Here is a 19,835-nt window from a genome sequence, read left to right as displayed (position 1 = left end):
AATTAGCGGTCCACATCTGACATAACAAAATCGATACTACCCAGATAGACAATCAGGTCGGAGACCAGGCTACCGCGGATCGCCGAGGGAATCTGCTGCAGGTGCGCAAAGCTCGGCGTGCGCACGCGGGTACGGTAGCTCATAGTGCTGCCGTCGCTGGTCAGGTAGTAACTGTTAATCCCCTTCGTCGCTTCCACCATCTGGAAGGACTCCTGCGCCGGCATCACCGGGCCCCAGGAGACCTGCAGGAAGTGGGTGATCAGGGTTTCGATATGTTGCAGCGTGCGCTCTTTCGGCGGCGGCGTGGTCAGCGGGTGATCCGCTTTGAACGGCCCTTCCGGCATGTTATCGAGGCACTGCTGAAGAATGCGCAGACTCTGGCGCAGCTCTTCCACTTTCAGCATCACGCGGGTATAGCAGTCGGAAACGCCGCCGCCCACCGGCACTTCAAAGTCAAAGTTTTCGTAGCCAGAGTATGGACGCCATTTACGTACGTCGAAGTCGATCCCGGTCGCGCGCAGCCCTGCGCCGGTGGTGCCCCACTCCAGCGCCTCTTTCGCGCCGTAAGCGGCAACGCCCTGCGAACGCCCTTTCAGAATAGTGTTACGCAGCGCGGCTTTCTCGTAAGAATCCAGACGCTTCGGCATCCACTCAAGGAACTCTCGCAGCAGGCGATCCCAACCGCGCGGCAAGTCGTGCGCGACGCCGCCGATACGGAACCAGGCCGGGTGCATACGGAAACCGGTAATGGCTTCCACCAGGTCATAAATTTTCTGCCGGTCGGTAAAGGCAAAGAAGACCGGCGTCATCGCGCCGACGTCCTGAATAAAGGTCGAGATGTACAGCAGATGACTGTTAATGCGGAACAGTTCGGAGAGCATCACGCGGATGACGTTCACACGATCCGGGACGGTGATCCCTGCCAACTTTTCTACCGCCAGCACGTACGGCATTTCATTGACGCAACCACCGAGGTATTCGATACGGTCGGTATAGGGAATGTAGCTATGCCAGGACTGGCGCTCGCCCATTTTTTCGGCGCCGCGGTGGTGATAGCCGATATCCGGCACGCAGTCGACGATTTCTTCACCGTCAAGTTGCAGGATAATACGAAACGCACCGTGCGCAGACGGGTGGTTCGGGCCGAGGTTGAGGAACATAAAGTCCTCGTTGTCAGTCCCGCGCTTCATCCCCCAGTCTTCCGGCTTAAAGGTCAGCGCTTCCATCTCCAGATCCTGCTTGGCTTTGGTCAGCTCAAACGGGTCGAATTCGGTCGCGCGCGCCGGATAATCTTTACGCAGCGGATGGCCTTCCCAGGTTTGCGGCATCATGATGCGCGTCAGGTGCGGGTGGCCTTCGATATCAATACCAAACATCTCCCAGGTCTCACGCTCGTACCAGTTGGCGTTAGGGAAAAGTTTAGTGAAGGTCGGCACGCGCAGGTCGTTTTCAGACAACGCCACCTTGAGCATGATATCGCGATTACGCTCAATGGAAATCAGGTGGTAGAAAACGGAAAAATCCGCGGCGGGTAACCCGTCACGGTGCGTACGCAGGCGTTCATCCATGCCGTGTAAGTCAAACAGCATGACGTAAGGTTTCGGCAGTTTCTTTAAGAAATCGCCAACCTCCAGTAGTTGTTCACGCTTGACCCAAACAACGGGGATACCGGTGCGGGTCGCCTGAACGGTAAAGGCATCCGGCCCAAAACGGTTGCGCAGTTCGCCGATAACCGGATCATCAAGATGATCGCGGGTACTCCATGCAGCGTCTTGCGCGGTTAAGTCGGTCATATTGTTCACCATTGCAAATGGTCCGTGGTGGTCGGCAGTGCTTCGCGCTATTAAAATAGTGGTTAGCGAAGTGAAGTGCTGCTGCCGACAGGCGCAAATTAAATCTCGTCCGGGGTACGCAGGTTCGTGACGGCAATACGCTCGCCGCGTTTACGTTCGCGTTCTGGCTGCATATTGGCGCGATACACGCCCTGATCGCCCACCACCCATGAGAGCGGACGGCGCTCTTTGCCAATCGATTCTTGCAGCAGCATCAACGCCTGCATATACGCTTCCGGACGCGGCGGACAGCCAGGGATATACACATCCACCGGGATGAACTTATCAACGCCCTGCACTACCGAATAAATATCGTACATGCCGCCGGAGTTGGCGCAGGCGCCCATAGAAATGACCCATTTTGGCTCCAGCATTTGGTCATACAGACGCTGAATAACCGGGGCCATTTTGGTAAAGCAGGTACCGGCCACCACCATCAGGTCAGCCTGACGTGGCGACGCACGCAGCACTTCCGCGCCGAAACGGGCAACGTCATGCACTGCGGTAAAAGAGGTCACCATCTCTACATAGCAGCAAGAAAGGCCGAAGTTGTAGGGCCAAATTGAGTTTTTACGGCCCCAGTTAACCATGTCATGCAGTTTGCCCATGAACACGTTTTTGTTAACTTCCTGCTCCAGGGGGTCGGTTACGATCTCCTGTTTTTGCAGGGGGTAACGGTCATTCTCACCGTTAGGATCTATGCGGGTGAGCGTATAATCCATCTTAATGCCTCGCGGTTAGCGTTGACGATTAGCGATACTGTTCGTTTCCGGGTTCATACGCTCGCGGCGTGAACGCGCGGGCGTCCAGTCCAACGCGCCAATACGCGCCAGATAAACCAGACCAGCCAGTAACACAAAAATAAAAATTGCAGCTTCCACAAAGCCAACCCAGCCGCTTTCGCGGATAGAAGTCGACCATGCGAACAGATACAGCGCTTCAACGTCGAAGATAACGAAGAACATGGCTACCAGGTAAAACTTGGCAGACAGGCGTAAGCGGGCGGTGCCGACCGAGTCGATACCTGATTCAAACGGAACGTTCTTGTGCCTCGCGCGTGCGCGACCGCCCAAAAACCAACCGCCTACCAGCATCAGGCAGCACAGGCCAATGGCAACGATAAGAAAGATAGCGAATGCCCAGTGATGAGCGATGACTTCAGTGGATGTTGACATACTCATTGCTTACTCATCAAAAGTAGCGCCAGTTCCTCTGCTCTTTACGGCAGATGGACGCCACATCGATTCATGGGGAGGAATAAAAAAAACCCTACAATTACTGTAGAAAATGATAAAAACAGCTAATTGATGTGGTTTTTTACTCCTTTCTATAACCTTTTGTCAACTTTAACAAAAGTTCCTTCACATTAATTTACATCAATTCATCATCATTAACATTAAGTGCCATCCTGGAGAAAATGACTCTTCGACCAGGGGGGATTTTATGTTGTTGAATCGTGTCCGTTGTGAAGCAAAAGAAATAACACACACCTATTTTGACAGGAATTTGTGAAGATGCCTCCCCCTAAATGGGAGTATTTTCTTGATCTGTGACACGCTTTTGTTAATTCACCCCCTAAAACAGCAACAATTTCTCTAGTTTTTTAACATGCAAATTCATAAAATGGATGTTCTGGTTATTTTTTGCCCACATTGAACTGCGAATCGCTACTGGCTGATTTACCGCAACTTTTACAATTTGTGCGGTTAAGCGCGTACAGATGGGCACAAAAAAAGAGCCACTGAGCGTTTTTTCATCGCCAGCGGCTCTTTTTTACATTTACGACTTAGCGCCTTTTGCCTGCGAGCTACTCAAAACCCCCTTCCACCATCAGCGGATCATCTCCGCCCTCTGCAGAAAACTGGTTGTAATGCCATGGGTTTTGATAGCTTTCCATCGCATGGAAAATCACCATCGCCAGCTCGTTCTGGCTATTGGGATCGCGGCACAACAGATATTCCGTATCCGGCAAAGGCGGTAATCCGTCTGCGGCGCCCAGCACGCGAAGGTCGGGACTCATCATTTCGACAGGTCGAGCCGTTACGCCAAGACCGGCTTTAACGGCCGCGCGTACCGCCGGTAATGTAGACGCCACATAGGCCAGCCGCCAGGGAATACCCGCTGCATTTAGCGTCTCCAGCACCATATCGCGGAATGGACTGGGATCGTCCAGCAGGACTAGTGGTACGGGCTCTCCCCTTTGCAAAACATACTCAGCCGCACAATACCAATGGGTGGGCGAGGTCCGCAAATTCAGACAGTCCAGCGAATGAGGTTGGTTAGTCGTCACCACCAAATCTACTTCCTGCGATTTAACCATGTCCACCATATAGGCGTTGCGTTTTACCCGTACATCAAGCGCGAGTTTCGGATAAACCGAGCTGATTCGGCTAAGCAAAAAAGGCAGGATAGTATCAGCTGATTCATCAGAAGCGCCGATTGTTAACACTCCCTGAAGATTACTGAACATTAATGATGAACACGCCTCATCATTAAAACGCAGGATTTTTCTGGCGTACCCCAGAAGCTGGATACCGTGTTCGGTCAAAAGTTTGTTACGACCATGGCGGGCGAACAATTCCTTTCCCACGAGTTGCTCAAGACGCTGCATTTGCTGACTGACCGCAGACTGAGTACGACATACCGCCGCCGCCGCCGCGGCGAAGGTGTTCAGATCGGCAACGGCCACGAACGTTCTCAGCAGATCGAGATCGAGGTTAATTATCGGACGATTTGCATTTATCATAATTTTTCACTTACTGGCGGGTCATATCGGGCTGACCTGGTTAATGCTGTGCATTCAGAAACAAGCAATTCCATTTGTAATGTGCATCCTTCGCAGTACCGCCTGGTTACCCAGGTAAATGTTAGAATGTAATTGAAAATACGACCAAAACACTTCTCTTACTTACTGATATAATACCAAATGCAACCGATCTGGATATATCAAAGAGAATGTGTCATACCTTTAGGCGTCTACAGATTTCTGCTAATGATGGACGTGTAAATCTTGTAACAGCGTCAAATAGTTTACCGAGACGCACAGATACAAAAACAATATATTGAACAATAGGTTATGTATAAAATCGCGTCATGATAATTAGCAGACAACGCAGACTACGCCCCCGTTTCGGATCATTATCTTAACCTAAAACCGCTATATTTATAAGTATTATTACGAATAATCTTAACCTGGGATATGTTATACTAATCGGACCAGAAAGATATTATTACGACTTTAGTAAATGCTTTTTAAATATTAAATAATAATTAATTAAGATTTCTACCATTCATTAATTATACTTAACAATAGTTTCACACCCCCCGCCGCCGGAAAGGTCTAACCTTCTCATTTTACCTTTAATACTCAGTATTTCCGAAATAGCCGACGCGACACTAATGATGAATGCTTATCTCTCATAAAACAGATAATTTCTGACAACATAAAAAACCACATTACGCGCAATCATATAGAATAAAACACTACACATACAGACAAAAATAGAAAATGCATCTAACCAAATGATTTTATGAAGTTTTAAACAGTACGAAAGCGCGTTAAAAATAAACAAAATCTTCTTCTGTTCACTCTTCAAAACTCACCGTCGTGGGAGTACATTGTTTCGTGCTGACTTCCACGGCAGGGAGTGGCAATAACAGCTAAAAGGTCAAGATTCATGTCCCCCATTGAAAAATCCAGCAAACTCGAAAATGTCTGTTATGACATTCGTGGCCCCGTTCTGAAAGAAGCGAAACGCCTTGAGGAAGAAGGTAATAAAGTTCTTAAACTGAATATCGGCAACCCCGCCCCCTTCGGATTCGAAGCGCCGGACGAAATTCTGGTCGATGTCATTCGTAATTTGCCGACGGCGCAAGGATATTGCGACTCGAAAGGGCTTTATTCCGCCCGTAAAGCGATTATGCAGCATTATCAGGCCCGTGGAATGCGCGATGTAACCGTGGAAGATATCTATATCGGTAACGGCGTTTCCGAGCTGATCGTTCAGGCGATGCAGGCGTTGCTTAACAGTGGCGATGAAATGCTGGTTCCCGCGCCCGATTATCCGTTATGGACAGCGGCGGTATCGCTCTCCAGCGGCAAGGCGGTACATTATCTTTGCGATGAATCTTCCGACTGGTTCCCGGACCTTGACGATATCCGCGCCAAAATCACCCCACGTACGCGTGGTATTGTCATTATTAATCCAAACAACCCTACTGGCGCCGTCTATTCTAAAGAATTGTTGATGGAAATTGTCAACATTGCGCGCGAGCATAATCTCATCATCTTCGCCGATGAAATTTATGACAAGATTCTCTATGACGATGCCGAGCATCACTCTATCGCCGCACTGGCGCCTGATCTGCTGACCATCACCTTTAATGGTTTGTCTAAAACCTATCGCGTCGCCGGCTTCCGCCAGGGCTGGATGGTGCTGAACGGGCCGAAAAAACATGCGAAGGGCTATATTGAAGGGCTGGAGATGTTAGCCTCAATGCGCCTGTGCGCCAACGTCCCGGCGCAACATGCTATTCAGACCGCGCTCGGCGGCTATCAAAGCATTAGCGAATTTATTCTGCCGGGCGGTCGACTGTATGAACAGCGTAACCGCGCCTGGGAGTTGATTAACGATATTCCCGGCGTTTCCTGCGTAAAACCGCGCGGCGCGTTGTACATGTTCCCCAGGATCGACGCTAAACGTTTTAATATTCACGACGACCAGAAGATGGTGCTGGACTTCCTGCTACAGGAAAAGGTGCTGCTGGTGCAAGGTACCGCCTTTAACTGGCCGTGGCCGGATCACTTCCGCATTGTGACGCTACCGCGTGAAGATGACCTGGAGATGGCCATCAACCGCTTTGGGCGTTTCCTCTCAGGTTACCATCAATAATCTTAAATTCAGGCTACTTCGGTAGCCTGAATTGCATCTTCATTCCCCTCCCCGCACAATGAAGTCTGCCGCAGTGAAAACAAAAGGTAATCTATGAAGCAGAGCCATTTTTTCGCCCATCTCTCCCGCATGAAGTTGATTAACCGCTGGCCGCTGATGCGTAACGTGCGTACGGAAAACGTCTCCGAACATAGTCTGCAGGTGGCGATGGTCGCCCATGCGTTGGCGGCGATAAAAAACCGTAAATTTGGCGGTCAGCTCAATGCTGAACGCATCGCGCTTCTGGCGATGTATCATGATGCCTCGGAAGTACTGACCGGCGATCTGCCAACGCCGGTAAAATATTTTAATTCCCAGATAGCCCAGGAATATAAAGCGATCGAAAAAATCGCCCAGCAAAAGCTGGTTGATATGGCGCCGGATGAATTACGCGATATTTTCGCACCGCTTATTGATGAGAATGCCTGGAGCGAAGAAGAACAGGCAATCGTAAAACAGGCCGATGCGCTTTGCGCCTACCTGAAATGCCTGGAGGAGCTCTCAGCGGGAAATAATGAGTTTGGCCTGGCAAAAACGCGGCTGGAAAAAACGCTGGAATTACGTCGCAGCCAGGAGATGGACTATTTTATGGCGGTGTTCGTACCAAGTTTCCATCTCTCTCTTGACGAGATAAGCCAGGATTCACCGCTTTAGTTGCCGGATGGCGGCTAACGCCTTATCCGGCCTACCGTTCTTCCCGTAGGCCTGATAAGCGTAGCGCCATCAGGCCTTTTCCAGCCTGGGTTAAAACGGAAACAACATCGGAATCATCACAATACAAACCGCCATCACAATAAGCGTGAACGGCACGCCAAGCTTCACAAAATCGCTAAAGCTATAGTTTCCCGGCCCCAGAACCAGAGTATTCACCGGCGATGAAACCGGCGTCATAAAGGCGGCGGATGCCGCCATCGCCACCGCCATCGCAAACGGATAGGGCGACACCCCCATCGATTTCGCCGCCGCCAGCGCAATCGGCGCCATCAGCACCGCCGTTGCCGTGTTAGAAATGAACAGTCCTATGACGGCGCACAGCACGAACAGGCATCCCAGCATCATATACGGCCCATAGCCGCCGCCGATATCCATTAATCCTTGCACGACCAGAGAGACGCCGCCGGTTTTTTGCAACGCCAGCGCAAACGGCATCATACCCACAATCAAGATAATACTCGGCCAGTGGATCGCTTTATACGCGCTTTCAGCATCAATACAGCGAAATTTCCCCATCAGCAGGCAGGCGATAATCGCCGCGATCGGGTTGGGAATTTCATCGGTCAACATCAGCGCCACCATCAGTACCAGGCAGAAAATGGCGTGCGGCGCCTGGCTGTGCGCAGGAGAGGCTTCGCTGACCTCGACCGGCATATTCAGCACCACAAAGTCGCGGCCTTTTTGCCCCAGCAGGCTGATTAACTTCCAGTTCCCCACAACCAGAATGATATCGCCCATCAATAACGGTTCATCGGCCAGCGATCCTTCCAGCGCGACGCCGTCGCGTTTCAGGCCGACCACATTCAGCCCGTAACGTGTACGGAAGGCGATTTCACGCACCGACTTGCCTATCAGTTCAGACTCCGGAATAAGCGAAATTTCCGCCATGCCAACATCCAACGCCTGATCGGAAAAATATTCTCCACGCAATACCATCGGTTCCAGCAGTTGCTCGGCGCAGAACTCTCTGAGGTCAACCTCCGCCGCCGACATATCAATCAGCAGAACGTCGCGAGCGCGAAACTCCGATACGCCGTTCACATTGACGATAACCCGCCGAAAGCGCCGCCAGCGTTCAACGCCGATGACATTGGCGCCGTAACGTTCGCGCAGTTTAAGGTCGTCCAGCCGCTGTCCCACCATCGGCGAACCGGGGCGAATCGCCAGACGACGAGCGCGCCCCGTCAGACGGTACTCGCGGATAAGATCGCGGAAAGTGCGCCGCTTACCGGCCTGTTGTCCGGGCGCATCGCCTTTTAGCATGAAGCGCATCACCAGCATATAAACAATGCCGAGCGCCAACACCACTATCCCCAGCGGCGTCACGCTAAAAAAGTTGAACCCGTGCAGGCCTTCACGCAGCAGTTCACTGTTAACCACCAGGTTCGGCGGCGTCGCCACCAGCGTCATCATTCCGCTGATAAGCCCGGCAAAACTCAGCGGCATCATCAGGCGCGAAGGCGAGGTCTGCATATGCATAGAAACGCTAAGAACAACGGGGATAAAGATCGCCACCACGCCGGTTGAACTCATGAAAGCGCCAAGTCCGGCGACGGTGATCATCAGTAAAACCAGCATTTTGATTTCACTGCTGCCCGCCATTTTAACCAGCCAGGTACCGACCACCGTCGCAACGCCGGTGCGCACGAGGCCGTCGCCAATAATAAATAAGGCGGCGATAAGAATGACATTCGGATCGCTAAAGCCGGAGAAGGCTTCCGGAAGGGTCAAGGTACCGCTAAGGACAAAAGCAACAATGACGAATAAAGCCACCGCATCCATACGTACTTTGCCCGTCGCAAACAACACGACGGCAATCGCCAGTAAAGAGAGAACCCAAATCAATTCACCGTTCACAACATATCCTTGTCAGATGAGAAGATAACGCGATTCTGCCATAAATATGCCCCGCCAAAGCGGGGCGATATCATGATCAGGTCTTTCTTAACACCACCACATCGCCGTTTGGTTGTTTAGCGACCGATAATTGCGTCAGGCTATCCAACGCAAAATCAACATCCGCCAGACGCGGCGTGTCGGCCGGCGCATTGACCGCAATGACGTGGCAGCCCGCAGCCAGTCCGGACAGCACGCCAGCCGGGGCATCTTCTACTACGACGCACTCCTGAGGGGCCAGGCCAAGCAGTTGTGCGCCCAGCAAATACGCATCCGGCTCCGGTTTGCCGCGTTTGACTCGTTCGGCGGTGACAAACACCTCTGGCGCTGGAAGGCCCGCGACCTGATGGCGCGCACGCGCGACCGGCATTGAACCGGAGGTGACGATAGCCCACGGAATGCCCGCTTTATTCAGGTGATTGAGTAAATCGACTGCCCCCGGCAACGCGGTGATCCCTGCGGTTTCAGTGGCTTCTATTTGCTCCAGGCGCGTAAACTCAGCGGCAATTTCCGCCTCCGATTTACCCGCCATAAAATGCCGCAACGAGGTGATCGCCTGTTTGCCATGAATAAAGCCCAGCACCTCATCATGAGCAAGGTTAAAACGATCGGCCCAGCTACACCACGCGCGTTCGACGGCAGGTAATGAGTCAACCAACGTTCCATCCAGATCAAACAGAAAACCTTTACACTGCACGCGAGCCTCCTCAGGCATTAATGATTTGATTGATTTCATTCGCGCTCAGGTGGTACTGACGCGGGCAGGCATGCCAGACATTCAACATCCGCTGGTATTTTTCCCACATCGGCGTCTGGGCATTAAAGCCGTGCGTCCCGGCGTCAAAGTGAGTGTAGCGTCCTTCTATATTCACCATAAAACGGACATAGCCGAGGTAACGCGCTTCCGTCGCGGCGTCAAACCCCAGGAAGGTGACGCGACGTTCGTCGATGGCTTGCGTATCTTTGAGGTTGGTCCAGGAGACGTGCAGCGCATGGTACATCTCCATAATATCGATGATGGTACGACAGGTCTCTTCCGTCAGCTCGCCAAACTCGCGATCCAGCTCGCGCATCTGCAGGCCGTAGCCGCGTTCAATAATTGTTTGTAAGCGACGGTAACGCTCGGCGTTGGTGGGATCGAGCATCGTCATCATTTTGTACTGGTTAGACAAAATCAGACGTTGCGCGTTGGTCATTTCCATTTTGAACTCCTGTATCACGCTATAGCGATGAAAAAAAGAAGGCATTGGTATGCCTTCTTTTATATGCGTAATCCGGGGTCAATTACAAATCATCCAGGAAAGTTTTATCCAGTTGTTTGAAGGCGCGCTTAAGCGTGTCAGCTAATGCCTGGTAATCCGGCTTTCCTTCTACCGGTGCCAGCGCTTGTCCAGCCTCCTGCAATTTACCGCGAACTTCGTAAAACCAGTTAAGGATTGAAGGCGGCAATGGCGTCACGGAACGTTTCCCTAACCACCATAATCCCTGCATAGGCAAGCTCAGGGCGAACAGGGCGGTCGCCACGGCCGGACCTAACTGACCGCCCAGCGCTATCTGCCAGCATAATGTAAAGACGGCGACAGGCGGCATAAATCGTATGGCATAGCGCGTCATACGAATGACGCGGTTTTCGACGAAAACGGGCGCCAGCCGTTTTTCCATCGGCCACGTCTTCGCGTAGTGCTGCCCCCGGCGAAATAAGCTAAAAAAATTTACGGAGCGATTATCCGGTGTCGACATGGCCTACCTCAACTTCACATATAAAATTTAAAAAATTTGTGCAAAACAACAACTGCGAGGGACAACGTTCAAAACATTTTGTCTTCGATACCCACTATCAGGTATCCTGTGTCGGCCTGTCAAAGGCCGGTAGTTTAAAATCATTGAGTCGTCAATATTACACATAGTATGCCATTGGCTGAAAAATACGCAAAATGGCATAGACTCAAAGGTATTTCTTCCATCATGCCCAAAAAAACTCCTGCGCATGATGTTAATCATAAATGTCAGGGCTATCATGCGCTACGCTCTATGGCTCACTGACGTTTTTTTAGCCACGTATCATAAATAGGTACTTCCATGTCGAGTAAGTTAGTACTGGTTCTGAACTGCGGTAGTTCTTCACTGAAATTTGCAATTATTGATGCAGTTAATGGTGATGAATACCTTTCTGGTTTAGCCGAATGTTTCCATCTGCCAGAAGCACGCATCAAATGGAAAATGGACGGCAGTAAACAAGAAGCGGCTTTAGGTGCAGGCGCCGCTCACAGTGAAGCGCTGAACTTTATCGTTAACACTATTCTGGCACAAAAACCAGAACTGTCTGCGCAGTTAACTGCAATTGGTCACCGTATCGTACACGGCGGCGAGAAGTATACCAGCTCCGTAGTCATTGATGAGTCCGTCATTCAGGGCATCAAAGATTCCGCCTCTTTCGCACCGCTGCATAACCCGGCTCACCTGATTGGTATCGCCGAAGCGCTGAAATCTTTCCCGCAGCTGAAAGATAAAAACGTTGCAGTATTCGACACCGCCTTCCATCAGACCATGCCGGAAGAATCTTACCTGTATGCCCTGCCGTACAGCCTGTATAAAGAACACGGCGTTCGTCGCTATGGCGCACACGGCACCAGCCACTTCTATGTAACTCAGGAAGCGGCAAAAATGCTGAACAAGCCGGTAGAAGAACTGAACATTATCACCTGCCACCTGGGCAACGGCGGTTCTGTTTCCGCTATCCGTAACGGTAAATGCGTGGATACCTCTATGGGTCTGACCCCGCTGGAAGGCCTGGTCATGGGTACCCGTTCCGGCGATATCGACCCTGCGATTATCTTCCACCTGCACGACACTCTGGGTATGAGCGTGGATCAGATCAACAAAATGCTGACCAAAGAGTCCGGTCTGCTGGGTCTGACTGAAGTGACCAGCGACTGCCGTTATGTTGAAGACAACTACGCCACCAAAGAAGACGCAAAACGTGCGATGGACGTTTACTGCCACCGCCTGGCGAAGTACATCGGTTCTTACACCGCTCTGATGGACGGTCGTCTGGATGCAGTCGTGTTCACCGGCGGTATCGGTGAAAACGCCGCGATGGTTCGCGAACTGTCTCTGGGTAAACTGGGCGTGCTGGGCTTTGAAGTCGACCACGAACGTAACCTGGCGGCCCGCTTCGGCAAATCTGGTTTCATCAACAAAGAAGGTACCCGTCCGGCGGTGGTGATCCCAACCAACGAAGAACTGGTTATCGCGCAGGACGCGAGCCGTCTGACTGCCTGATTTCACACCGCCAGCCTCGCTGGCGGTGCTGTTTTGTAACCCGTCCCCAAAAGACGGTAACGAAAGAGGATAAACCGTGTCCCGTATTATTATGCTGATCCCTACCGGAACCAGCGTCGGCCTGACCAGCGTCAGCCTCGGCGTCATCCGTGCTATGGAACGCAAAGGCGTTCGTCTGAGCGTCTTTAAGCCTATCGCCCAGCCTCGCGCTGGCGGCGATGCGCCTGACCAGACCACCACTATCGTTCGCGCGAACTCTACCCTGCCGGCGGCTGAACCGCTGAAGATGAGCCACGTTGAATCTCTGCTCTCCAGCAACCAGAAAGACGTGCTGATGGAAGAGATCATCGCGAACTACCATGCGAATACCAAAGACGCGGAAGTGGTGCTGGTTGAAGGTCTGGTTCCGACCCGTAAACATCAGTTCGCTCAGTCTCTGAACTATGAAATCGCGAAAACGCTGAATGCGGAAATCGTTTTTGTCATGTCTCAGGGTACCGACACGCCAGAACAGCTGAACGAGCGTATCGAACTGACGCGCAGCAGCTTCGGCGGCGCGAAAAACACCAACATCACCGGCGTTATCATCAACAAACTGAATGCGCCGGTTGATGAACAAGGCCGTACTCGCCCGGATCTGTCGGAGATTTTTGACGACTCTTCCAAAGCGCAGGTGATCAAAATCGATCCTGCTAAACTGCAGGAATCCAGCCCGCTGCCGGTTCTGGGCGCAGTGCCGTGGAGCTTCGACCTGATTGCGACCCGCGCTATCGATATGGCGCGTCACCTGAACGCCACCATCATTAACGAAGGCGATATCAAAACCCGCCGCGTTAAATCCGTTACGTTCTGCGCGCGTAGTATTCCGCATATGCTGGAACATTTCCGCGCAGGATCATTGTTAGTGACCTCCGCTGACCGTCCGGACGTACTGGTCGCAGCTTGCCTGGCCGCGATGAACGGCGTAGAAATCGGCGCCCTGTTGCTGACCGGCGGCTATGAAATGGACGCACGCATTTCTAAACTGTGCGAACGCGCATTCGCCACCGGTCTGCCGGTCTTTATGGTAAACACCAACACCTGGCAGACTTCGCTGAGCCTGCAAAGCTTCAATCTGGAAGTCCCGGTTGATGACCATGAGCGCATCGAGAAAGTTCAGGAATACGTCGCGAACTACGTTAACGCTGAGTGGATCGAGTCGCTGACCGCCACTTCCGAGCGTAGCCGTCGTCTCTCTCCGCCGGCGTTCCGCTACCAACTCACTGAGCTGGCGCGTAAAGCCGGTAAACGCGTAGTGCTGCCGGAAGGCGATGAACCGCGTACCGTCAAAGCGGCGGCAATCTGCGCTGAACGCGGCATCGCCACTTGCGTTCTGCTGGGCAACCCGGATGAAATCAACCGCGTCGCGGCATCTCAGGGCGTTGAGCTGGGCGCAGGTATTGAAATCGTCGATCCGGAAGTGGTGCGTGAAAGCTATGTCGCTCGCCTGGTTGAGCTGCGTAAGAGCAAAGGCATGACCGAACCGGTTGCCCGCGAGCAGCTGGAAGACAACGTGGTGCTCGGCACGCTGATGCTGGAGCAAGACGAAGTCGACGGCCTGGTTTCCGGCGCGGTTCATACCACCGCCAACACCATCCGTCCGCCGCTGCAGCTTATTAAAACGGCGCCGGGTAGCTCCCTGGTCTCTTCTGTGTTCTTTATGCTACTGCCGGAACAGGTTTACGTTTACGGCGACTGCGCAATCAACCCAGACCCGACTGCAGAGCAGCTGGCAGAAATCGCGATTCAGTCTGCGGATTCCGCCATTGCCTTCGGCATCGAACCGCGTGTGGCAATGCTCTCCTACTCCACCGGCACCTCTGGCGCGGGCAGCGACGTAGAGAAAGTACGTGAAGCGACGCGTCTGGCGCAGGAAAAACGTCCTGACCTGATGATCGACGGTCCGTTGCAGTACGACGCCGCGGTCATGGCTGACGTAGCGAAATCCAAAGCGCCGAACTCGCCGGTTGCGGGTCGCGCTACCGTGTTCATTTTCCCGGATCTGAACACCGGTAACACCACCTACAAAGCGGTACAGCGTTCTGCCGACCTGATCTCCATCGGGCCGATGCTGCAGGGTATGCGCAAGCCGGTGAACGACCTGTCCCGTGGCGCACTGGTTGACGATATCGTCTATACCATCGCCCTGACGGCGATCCAGGCTTCCCAACAGCAGCAGTAACAGTAAAAGCTAATGCCGGATGGCGGCGTGAACGCCTTGTCCGGCCTACAGGTGAGATACCGTTGTAGGCCGGATAAGACGCGTTAGCATCGCCATCCGGCATTCTGCTATTTACCCTGCAAAGCGGAATTTTTTGCTTAACTGCGCTGCATCAATGAATAACTATTCCCTTCTTCTCATACTTAGCCTCTTTGCTTTGCAACAGGGATAGTCTGTCATGTCTGTCGTTACAGAATCAAAAACAGCCAGAAAATGGGCAATGCCCGATACGCTGGTCATCATCTTTTTTGTCGCCATTTTAACCAGTATCGCCACCTGGGTCGTACCCGTTGGGATGTTTGATAGCCAGGAAGTGCAGTATCAGGTCGATGGTCAGACAAAAACCCGCAAAGTCGTCGACCCGCACTCTTTTCGCATTGTGACCAATGAGGCCGGGGAAGCGCAGTATCATCGCGTACAATTTTTCACTACCGGCGATGAAAGACCAGGGCTGATGAATTTTCCGTTTGAAGGGTTAACATCCGGATCGAAATTCGGCACTGCCGTCGGCATCATTATGTTTATGTTGGTGATTGGCGGCGCATTCGGCATCGTGATGCGTACCGGCACCGTGGATAACGGCATTCTGGCGCTTATTCGCCACACGCGGGGCAACGAAGTCCTGTTTATTCCGGTGCTATTTGTCCTCTTTTCGTTAGGGGGCGCCGTATTTGGCATGGGCGAAGAGGCGGTCGCCTTTGCAATTATCATAGCCCCGCTGATGGTCAGGCTGGGCTATGACAGCATTACCACCGTCCTGGTGACCTATATCGCCACCCAAATTGGCTTTGCCAGTTCGTGGATGAACCCGTTTTGCGTAGTCGTCGCCCAGGGGATTGCCGGCGTGCCGGTACTTTCCGGCTCCGGGCTGCGTATTGTGGTCTGGATTGTCGCCACGCTGATTGGGCTGGTTTTTACGCTGGTCTACGCCTCACGCGTGAAAAAGAATCCGCTGCTTTCCCGCGTCCACGAATCCGATCGCTATTTCCGCGAACAGCAGGATGAAGTCGTCCAGCGCCCTTTCACCTTCGGCGACTGGCTGGTACTGCTGGTCCTGACCGGCGTAATGATTTGGGTCGTCTGGGGCGTGATTGTCCACGCCTGGTTTATTCCGGAGATCGCCAGCCAGTTTTTCACCATGGGCGTGGTGATCGGCCTCATCGGCGTTATCTTCCGCCTCAACGGTATGACGGTCAACGTGATGGCGTCCTCATTCACCGAAGGAGCGAGGATGATGATCGCGCCCGCCTTGCTGGTGGGGTTTGCCAAAGGCATTCTGCTGCTGGTCGGCAACGGCGAAGCCGGGGAACCCAGCGTACTCAATACGTTGCTTAACAGTATCGCGCATGGCATCAGCGGGCTTAATAATGCTATCGCCGCCTGGTTTATGCTGCTCTTCCAGGCGGTATTTAATTTCTTTGTCACGTCCGGTTCGGGTCAGGCGGCGTTAACCATGCCATTACTGGCGCCGCTCGGCGATCTGGTCGGCGTTAACCGTCAGGTGACTGTTCTGGCCTTCCAGTTTGGCGATGGCTTCAGCCATATTATCTATCCGACATCGGCCTCGCTGATGGCCACGCTGGGCGTGTGCCGGGTCGATTTTCGCAACTGGCTGAAAGTGGGGGCGTCGCTGCTGGGACTACTGTTTATTATGTCCAGCGTGGTCGTCATTGGCGCGCAGATGATGGGATATCATTAATCCGAAATGCCGGATGAGCATCAGCGCCATCCGGCAATATCTCCATGATTAAAGCAGTGATTTCGCGGCTTCTACAATCGCTGCGGCGGTGAGTCCGTACTCTTTTTGTAAGAAATCCTGCGTTCCTACCTGCCCATAACGCTCTTTGACGCCAACACGGCGCATCGGCACCGGACAGTTTTCCACCAACACTTCCGCCACCGCTGACCCCAGTCCATTATGGATGCTGTGGTTTTCACACGTGACGATACGCCGCGTTTTTTCCGCGTAGTTTTTCACCAACATGCGATCGATAGGCTTTAAGGTGAACATATCAATGACTGCGGCGCTCACGCCTTCCTGCTCCAGTTGGCGCGCCGCCTCCAGCGCCTCCGCCACCATAATGCCGTTGGCGATAAGCGTAATATCATCGCCCTCGCGCAGTACGTTGCCCTTGCCAATGGTAAAGGTAGAGCCTGGCGCATAGATACTCCGCGCCTGCTTACGGATGGTACGCAGCCAGTAAAAACCGTCCAGGTCCATTAGCTCGCGTAAAATATCCGCGAACATCACCGCATCCGTCACCTCCAGTACTACGGAGTGCGCCAGCCCGCGAACAATCCCCATATCTTCAAAAGACATATGGGTGCCGCCGTTATGGCACGCCGTCACTCCGGCATCGGAGGCGATCACTTTGACGTTGTTACGCTGATAATCCAGCGCCATGAAGAGCTGATCAAAACAGCGACGGCTGGCAAAAGCGGTAAAGGTATGCACAAACGGTTTACGACCGGTCAGCGCCAGCCCCGCCGCAGTGCCAATCACATTCGCCTCCATAATACCGCAGTTAATGACATGCTGCGGGTAGTCACGCGCCACGCTGTCCATCGCCATTGAGCTCATTAAATCAGCCTCAAGCGCAATAATTGGGCTTCCGGCCTCAATCTGCCCGGCGACAAAACCGGCGTAAACTTTGCGCATTTCGATATCGTCTTTAAGCCCTGCGGGCGCAAGCTTAATCATGCATGACCTCCAGTTGATGAATGGCCTCATTGAGCGTCTGCTTCATGCCATCCGTCAGGCGTAAGTGGTGAGAATTCGTTAACTGCTCCAGGCATGGCACCCCCTGCCCTTTAATGCTGTCAAGGATCACTACCCTTGGCTGGGCATCGGCGGGCGGCACAGGCTGAACAACCGCCAGTAGTCCGGCGATATCATCGCCTTTGACGGTGACGACATCGAAACCAAACGCGCGGAATTTCCCTTCCAGATCGAACGGATTGATAATCTCCTCCAGCTCGCCGTCAAGCTGCTGTTTGTTCCAGTCAATGAAAACGGTCAGATTATTCAGGCGGTGGTGGGCAATAAACTGAAACGCCTCCCAGCACTGCCCTTCATTCAGCTCCCCATCGCCGACAATGCAAAATACCCGATTGGGTCGCCGCGCCAGTTTATGCGACAACGCCATACCGCCCGCAATAGAGATGCCCTGTCCCAGTGAGCCGGTCGTGGCGTCCACGCCGCGCGTTTTTAGCCGATCCGGATGGCTGGGAAGACGGGTGCCGTTCTGGTTAAGCGTATTCAGCTCTTCGCGCGGGAAATAGCCTTTAATCGCCAGGGTACTGTACAACGCGGGGCCCGCATGGCCTTTCGACAGTACGAAGTAATCGCGCTCCGGCCAGTCCGGGTCGGCAGGGTCGATTTTCATCACCGCGCCGTACAGAACCGCCAGAGTCTCCACTACCGACATGCTGCCGCCATAGTGACCAAAGCCAAGATGGTTTAAGGATTTGAGCGTGGCGACGCGAATATCGCGCGCCAGTTGGGTGATTTCGGTTACATTCATTCTTTCGCTCCGCTATTTTCCTGCACTTCGGCATTCGCTTTTTTGTTTTTGGCCAATACGTTGTACGCCACCAGTAGCGCGAATAGCGCCACCACCAGCCCCGTGATAGCCATCGGCGACAGATAACGCGCCAGGTTGCCCAGCAAAATACCGATTACGCCAAAGTCAGCATCCGAGAACGTGGTATTGGCGAAGCCGATCGCGCCGAGAACCGACAGTAACAGCACTGGCAGGAAAGTGATTAATAGACCATTAGCAAATGCGCCGATCATCGCCCCGCGGCGACCGCCGGTGGCATTGCCAAAGACGCCTGCGGTCGCGCCGGTAAAGAAGTGCGGCACAACGCCTGGCAGGATTAACACAAGCTTCATCTGTCCAAGCAGGAACAGCCCCACCAGCCCGCCGAGAAAACTGAACAGGAAGCCAATCAGTACCGCGTTAGGGGCATAGGGATACACCACCGGGCAGTCCAGCGCCGGACGCGCGTTTGGCACCAGTTTTTCTGAAAAGCCGGTAAAGGCCGGAACAATTTCCGCCAGAATCAGACGGACGCCTTGCAGAATGATGAACACGCCGGCGGCGAAGGTGATTGCCATGATGATGGCGTACGCCAGATAGTTTTGCCCGCCGCTAAACGTCGCTTCGACATACTCACGCCCTGCGCTGACTGCCATGATCAGATAGATAATCATCATGGTCAGCGAAATCGAGATAGAACTGTCGCGTAAAAAACTGAGGTTTTTCGGCAGGTTCATCTCTTCCGTGGAGCGGGAGCCTTTACCACACAGGCTGCCAATCCAGCCGGAAAGCACATATCCCAGGGTACCGAAGTGACCAAACGCAATGTCATCGGTACCGGTAATCCGCCTCATATAACGTTGGGCCAACGCCGGGAAGAAGGCCATCACCAGCCCCAGGATTAGCGATCCGGTGAAGACCAGCCCTACGCCCTCAAACCCCGCCACGGTCAGGATTACGCCAATCATACAGGCCATGTAAAAGGTGTGATGCCCGGTCAAAAAGATATATTTAAGACGCGTAAAGCGCGCCACGACAATATTGGCCACCATACCAAATGCCATAATTAACGCCGTGGACGCGCCATATTTTTCCAGCGCGATTGAGACTATCGCTTCATTATTAGGAATAATGCCCTGAATATTAAAAGCGTGTTCAAACATCCCCCCTAGCGGGTTTAATGAACCCACCAGTACGGTTGCGCCGCCACCAAGCACAATAAAACCTAAAATGGTTTTAATCGTGCCTTTTACCACATCGGAAAACGCTTTTTTCTGCGCCACCAGACCAATCAGCGCAATTAACCCTACAAGCACCGAGGGCACTTTTAAAATATCAACAACAAAATTCAGCGTTTCAAGGATAAACATATCCACCT

At 52.9% G+C, this 19,835-nt stretch carries 17 protein-coding genes; 5 read left to right on the top strand and 12 right to left on the bottom strand.

The features are described from left to right. Positions 1–2: 2 nt before the first annotated feature. From nuoC to lrhA, 5 genes are all read right to left on the bottom strand, one after another. Complete coding sequence (nuoC, locus tag J4728_RS09420) at positions 3–1,805, bottom strand: NADH-quinone oxidoreductase subunit C/D (protein ID WP_000247855.1); 1,803 nt, start codon at positions 1,803–1,805, stop codon at positions 3–5. An 86-nt stretch (positions 1,806–1,891) separates the two neighbouring features. Further along, positions 1,892–2,554, bottom strand: a complete 663-nt coding sequence (nuoB, locus tag J4728_RS09415; RefSeq protein WP_000386728.1) for an NADH-quinone oxidoreductase subunit NuoB — start codon at positions 2,552–2,554, stop codon at positions 1,892–1,894. Between the two features lie 15 nt (positions 2,555–2,569). Next, positions 2,570–3,013, bottom strand: coding sequence for an NADH-quinone oxidoreductase subunit NuoA (gene nuoA / locus J4728_RS09410; RefSeq protein WP_000062993.1), 444 nt, complete (start codon positions 3,011–3,013; stop codon positions 2,570–2,572). A gap of 394 nt (positions 3,014–3,407) precedes the next feature. Then, positions 3,408–3,560 (bottom strand): hypothetical protein, encoded by a 153-nt coding sequence (locus tag J4728_RS09405; protein WP_001522276.1) that lies wholly within the window; start codon positions 3,558–3,560, stop codon positions 3,408–3,410. 79 nt (positions 3,561–3,639) lie between these two features. Further along, positions 3,640–4,578 (bottom strand): transcriptional regulator LrhA, encoded by a 939-nt coding sequence (gene lrhA, locus J4728_RS09400; protein ID WP_000606288.1) that lies wholly within the window; start codon positions 4,576–4,578, stop codon positions 3,640–3,642. A gap of 931 nt (positions 4,579–5,509) precedes the next feature. Here lrhA and alaA point away from each other — a divergent pair. Continuing rightward, on the top strand, positions 5,510–6,724 hold the full coding sequence (gene alaA / locus J4728_RS09395; protein ID WP_000074540.1) for an alanine transaminase AlaA: 1,215 nt from the start codon (positions 5,510–5,512) through the stop codon (positions 6,722–6,724). 93 nt (positions 6,725–6,817) lie between these two features. Further along, positions 6,818–7,417, top strand: a complete 600-nt coding sequence (gene yfbR / locus J4728_RS09390) for a 5'-deoxynucleotidase (RefSeq protein WP_000813882.1) — start codon at positions 6,818–6,820, stop codon at positions 7,415–7,417. A gap of 90 nt (positions 7,418–7,507) precedes the next feature. Here the strand turns inward: yfbR and J4728_RS09385 are convergent, their stop codons facing one another. The 4 genes from J4728_RS09385 to yfbV form a co-directional block, all read right to left on the bottom strand. Continuing rightward, on the bottom strand, positions 7,508–9,334 hold the full coding sequence (locus tag J4728_RS09385; protein WP_001012856.1) for an SLC13 family permease: 1,827 nt from the start codon (positions 9,332–9,334) through the stop codon (positions 7,508–7,510). 76 nt (positions 9,335–9,410) lie between these two features. Next, the gene (locus J4728_RS09380; protein ID WP_001555201.1) at positions 9,411–10,088 is read right to left on the bottom strand and encodes a sugar phosphatase; all 678 of its coding nucleotides are present in this window, start codon (positions 10,086–10,088) and stop codon (positions 9,411–9,413) included. Next, complete coding sequence (locus tag J4728_RS09375) at positions 10,081–10,575, bottom strand: YfbU family protein (protein ID WP_000426135.1); 495 nt, start codon at positions 10,573–10,575, stop codon at positions 10,081–10,083. The genes J4728_RS09380 and J4728_RS09375 overlap by 8 nt, the downstream gene beginning before the upstream one ends. 82 nt (positions 10,576–10,657) lie before the next feature. Then, positions 10,658–11,113 (bottom strand): terminus macrodomain insulation protein YfbV, encoded by a 456-nt coding sequence (yfbV, locus tag J4728_RS09370; protein ID WP_000106617.1) that lies wholly within the window; start codon positions 11,111–11,113, stop codon positions 10,658–10,660. Positions 11,114–11,452: 339 nt separating this feature from the next. On the opposite strand from yfbV, the gene ackA reads away from it, so the two are divergent. The 3 genes from ackA (at position 11,453) to yfcC (ending at position 16,614) form a co-directional block, all read left to right on the top strand. Next, entirely contained in the window at positions 11,453–12,655 is a 1,203-nt protein-coding gene (ackA, locus tag J4728_RS09365; protein ID WP_000095689.1) for an acetate kinase, read from the top strand. Positions 12,656–12,731: 76 nt separating this feature from the next. Beyond that, positions 12,732–14,876, top strand: a complete 2,145-nt coding sequence (pta, locus tag J4728_RS09360) for a phosphate acetyltransferase (protein WP_000086692.1) — start codon at positions 12,732–12,734, stop codon at positions 14,874–14,876. 217 nt (positions 14,877–15,093) lie between these two features. Continuing rightward, positions 15,094–16,614 (top strand): putative basic amino acid antiporter YfcC, encoded by a 1,521-nt coding sequence (gene yfcC / locus J4728_RS09355; RefSeq protein WP_000117932.1) that lies wholly within the window; start codon positions 15,094–15,096, stop codon positions 16,612–16,614. Positions 16,615–16,662: 48 nt separating this feature from the next. On the opposite strand, the gene J4728_RS09350 is transcribed toward yfcC, so the two are convergent. From J4728_RS09350 to J4728_RS09340, 3 genes are read right to left on the bottom strand one after another with little or no spacing between them, the layout of a single operon-like run. After that, positions 16,663–17,616 carry a transketolase family protein gene (locus tag J4728_RS09350; protein WP_208211648.1) on the bottom strand — a complete coding sequence of 318 codons (954 nt, stop codon included), beginning with the start codon at positions 17,614–17,616 and terminating at the stop codon, positions 16,663–16,665. Beyond that, positions 17,609–18,439 carry a transketolase gene (locus J4728_RS09345; protein WP_001103265.1) on the bottom strand — a complete coding sequence of 277 codons (831 nt, stop codon included), beginning with the start codon at positions 18,437–18,439 and terminating at the stop codon, positions 17,609–17,611. Before J4728_RS09345 ends, J4728_RS09350 begins: the two co-directional genes overlap by 8 nt. Then, entirely contained in the window at positions 18,436–19,827 is a 1,392-nt protein-coding gene (locus tag J4728_RS09340) for a PTS ascorbate transporter subunit IIC (protein ID WP_208211646.1), read from the bottom strand. The genes J4728_RS09345 and J4728_RS09340 overlap by 4 nt, the downstream gene beginning before the upstream one ends. Positions 19,828–19,835: the final 8 nt, after the last annotated feature.

The organism is Salmonella sp. 32070601201500089SM, from assembly GCF_017573605.1.
In the GTDB taxonomy this organism is placed as follows: Bacteria; Pseudomonadota; Gammaproteobacteria; order Enterobacterales; family Enterobacteriaceae; genus Salmonella; species Salmonella enterica.
This window is presented reverse-complemented; position numbering and strand designations above follow the sequence as displayed.

Coding starts and splice junctions, on each gene's coding strand:
- nuoC (WP_000247855.1), bottom strand. CDS start 1,805: ATGGTGAACAATATGACCGACTTAACCGCGCAAGACGCTGCATGGAGT.
- yfbV (WP_000106617.1), bottom strand. CDS start 11,113: ATGTCGACACCGGATAATCGCTCCGTAAATTTTTTTAGCTTATTTCGC.
- yfbR (WP_000813882.1), top strand. CDS start 6,818: ATGAAGCAGAGCCATTTTTTCGCCCATCTCTCCCGCATGAAGTTGATT.
- J4728_RS09375 (WP_000426135.1), bottom strand. CDS start 10,575: ATGGAAATGACCAACGCGCAACGTCTGATTTTGTCTAACCAGTACAAA.
- J4728_RS09340 (WP_208211646.1), bottom strand. CDS start 19,827: ATGTTTATCCTTGAAACGCTGAATTTTGTTGTTGATATTTTAAAAGTG.
- J4728_RS09380 (WP_001555201.1), bottom strand. CDS start 10,088: ATGCCTGAGGAGGCTCGCGTGCAGTGTAAAGGTTTTCTGTTTGATCTG.
- yfcC (WP_000117932.1), top strand. CDS start 15,094: ATGTCTGTCGTTACAGAATCAAAAACAGCCAGAAAATGGGCAATGCCC.
- nuoB (WP_000386728.1), bottom strand. CDS start 2,554: ATGGATTATACGCTCACCCGCATAGATCCTAACGGTGAGAATGACCGT.
- J4728_RS09350 (WP_208211648.1), bottom strand. CDS start 17,616: ATGATTAAGCTTGCGCCCGCAGGGCTTAAAGACGATATCGAAATGCGC.
- lrhA (WP_000606288.1), bottom strand. CDS start 4,578: ATGATAAATGCAAATCGTCCGATAATTAACCTCGATCTCGATCTGCTG.
- alaA (WP_000074540.1), top strand. CDS start 5,510: ATGTCCCCCATTGAAAAATCCAGCAAACTCGAAAATGTCTGTTATGAC.
- nuoA (WP_000062993.1), bottom strand. CDS start 3,013: ATGAGTATGTCAACATCCACTGAAGTCATCGCTCATCACTGGGCATTC.
- J4728_RS09345 (WP_001103265.1), bottom strand. CDS start 18,439: ATGAATGTAACCGAAATCACCCAACTGGCGCGCGATATTCGCGTCGCC.
- ackA (WP_000095689.1), top strand. CDS start 11,453: ATGTCGAGTAAGTTAGTACTGGTTCTGAACTGCGGTAGTTCTTCACTG.